General features: G+C 33.7%; 2 protein-coding genes. Both read right to left on the bottom strand.

The window, feature by feature from the left end; translation table 11 throughout:
* Window positions 1-2630: hypothetical protein (locus tag B2U95_RS10595; RefSeq protein WP_296316096.1), on the bottom strand; the 2630-nt coding region annotated here is incomplete at its 3' end.
* Between the two features lie 21 nt (window positions 2631-2651).
* Window positions 2652-3164 (bottom strand): ATP-binding cassette domain-containing protein (locus B2U95_RS10600; RefSeq protein ID WP_296316099.1); only part of this gene is annotated, 513 nt, incomplete at its 5' end.

The raw sequence follows: 3164 nt of genomic DNA on the forward strand, positions 1-3164 counted from the left end.
TAATAAGTCAAAGAACGTTCTACAGCATCTAACATCATCTCCACATTTTCAGGATGTTTTTCATCGTAATAGACTTCAATATCAATGTCATTCCATTTGCGTTTTGCAATTTCATAATCGCCAGACATAAACGCATAAAAGTTTAAAGATGGAGTATCACTCTTATAGTGGTAATAGTCCCTACCGTTTTCTTCCCATTTTTTAATTAAAGAACCAGGTGCAATAGCGGTTTGGTCTTTACTTGTGGAAATAATGGTTTCAACATTAATATAATCGGATTGTCCATTACTGATATAGTTATTATGATGTAAATCAGAAATTTCCCGTGTTAATTTTGGCATCCGCTCTTTTGGCTCTAGGTCATACTTTTTACGTGTATTTTTATCTGAGAGCTCAAAATTTTCAGCATATCCCATTGTTGGTAAAACACCTCCGTTATTAAAAAAGGTTCCGTTATTAATGATGTTTGTATTACCTCTGCCGTTTTCAAAACCTTTAGTAAGGTATGTATTGTCAACATGAAGCATCATTTGCTCACCAGGTTGCAATGCAGGGCTTAATTTATAGATGGTGTATAAATAGGTGTCATCTTCAAAGACTACGGTTGCATTAGGTACAGTCAATTTGGTGTCCCAGCCTTCAAGATTATAAAAGTGTAGTGAATCAATAGCTTTGTTAGAGGCATTGGTTAACTGAATATCTGCTTTAACATTAATATTCCGTTCTTCAGGAAAAATATCTATATAATATTTCGCATCCGTAATTTTTGGTGATACCACATCTCTGTACTTACTATATTTTTTTTCATAATCAGCAGATAATTGCTCAGTCGCATCACTAGAACGGTAAGGGTTTAATACTTGGGTATTATAATAGATAAAACTCGCAACACCAATCCATACAATTGCCGTTAAGGCTATAATACCGCGGTAACTTTTAGGCACCTCTTTTCGTGCCGTTTTTATACGACTAAATAAAGAGCTTTTCGACCCACGATTCCATAGCGCACCTGCTATAAGTAAGCCTAAAAACGACAGTAAGATCCAATAAAAATTAAACCACAAGGCGCTTGTTAATCCTGGTCCGAAGCTATTCATGTCCGAATAGAAAACAGAACCTCCTCCTCCAATATTTAACATATTGGTAGAAATATCTAAAATGCTTAAGACAATTTCCCATACTAAGAGTACCAATACGGATATAAAATAGCCAATGTATTTATTACTAGACAGCACTTGAATCATAATCATAATGCCACCGAAAATAATATAAAGCGCCAGATTAGAATAAAAGAAATCTAAGAGGTAAACATCTAATTCTATACGTGTAAAGCCATTAAGTAATTGATAGATAATTGCAATAAAAATAAAGAAGAGATTTAAAATTGTAGTAATACAAATTAATGATAAGGCTTTTGCAGCCATAGAAATAAAAGAGGTATGTGCAGTTGCATCTACAACTTCATTAATCTTAGAATCTCTATCGCGCCAAATTAATTCACCACTAAAAAATATCAGAATAATGACTGTAAACAGGTTTGTACTTCCCTTTATAGAATCAATGAGTTTATAGGTTAAAGGATAGGATTGTAAACCAAAATATTCAAAACCTCCACTTAAATCCGTAACTAAAATGATAATACAAAAAAGAAATAATATCTTAAAGGTGACACTTTTTGCAATACTTAAAAAGTTGGTGTAAAAGAAACTTTTAAATTGAAGCCAATTCGCAGCAGCACCATGCGTTGGATTTAACGTTGGAAGCGCAAATACAGTTTCGTCTTTTGCGACTTTACCTTTTGGCTTCTTTACTTTCTTATTTTTCTGCTGGAACGAGAAACTAAAGTACGAAATCAGTAAAATAATAATACCCACAGACGTCCAAAGGATTCGGTTCCAAAATAAAAGGCCAGAAAACCCAGGACTGATGGTGTTTTTTTCTATTGGAGTAAAATATTTAGTTTCAATAGAGTAGGTGTTAATTCCAAATATATCTGATAGACCAGCGATGGTTTCATTGTCAATATCAGATGTTAAAGAGGTTGAAACAATATAAGCTACAATAATTACCATTCCGCCAACAAATGAAATAATAGTACTCTTCCATTTGTTTGCCATGGCAAAAATTACGGCTCCAGCAATAAAGACATTAGGAAGTATAAATAATAGATAATTATTTATGAAGGTTTCAAGGTGAAAAGGACCAAAGCGTTCAGCATCAATCCAACCAAAAATAGAATTTAGAAAAACACCAAAGACAGCTCCAATAAAAACCCCAACGAGTGGAAGTGTAGAAACTACTAGTGCTCCAAAAAAACGTCCAAAGAAATAACCTGGTTTGCTTAAAGGTGTTGTGAAAAGAATTTCATTGAATTCATTGTTATGATCTCTTAATGCAGCATTATTAAAAAAGGCTACTGTCATAAGTAAACCGAAAATACATAGGATAGTAATGTGAATAGTAATCGTGTATGGTGAGTTACGATTAACGTTTCCAATAGCTCCTCCGATTTGTAAATTGTCAGTTACCATGGCAAATACTTCCATTAAGGCAAAAATGAATATGAAAATATACACCATCGGTTGCTTAAGGGTATATTTTAATTCTGATAAAAAGAATGTTTTAAACATGATTAAAATGGTTAGGGTTGATTAAACAAGTACGTTAGACGTGTTGATTTTAGAAAAGAAGACATCCTCTAAATTAGGTCTCACTTGTTCAAATCCGTTTTGCGGATGATCTTCACTAAATACATGAATAAGGGGTTGTCCACCTACCATTTTATTTGAAATGATTTTATAGTCGCTAGCATAATTTTGAAGTTCGTCTCTGCCAACTATTTTTTGAAATACTTTAGAGCTTAATTCGTCAATTGCCGATTGTGGAGAACCGTGATACACGATTTCTCCTAAATTCATAATCGCCATCTTGGTACATAATTCTCTTACATCATCAACGATATGTGTAGATAGAATGACAATAACGTCTTTACCAACATCTGCCAATAGGTTATAAAAACGATTACGCTCACCAGGGTCTAGACCCGCTGTTGGCTCATCAACAATGATTAATTTAGGATTACCGATTAAGGCTTGTGCAATCCCAACACGCTGTTTCATTCCTCCAGAAAACCCTTTAACAGATTTGTTTCGTTTATCGTAAAG

The organism is Winogradskyella sp. UBA3174 (genome assembly GCF_002364335.1).
GTDB lineage: Bacteria > Bacteroidota > Bacteroidia > Flavobacteriales > Flavobacteriaceae > Winogradskyella.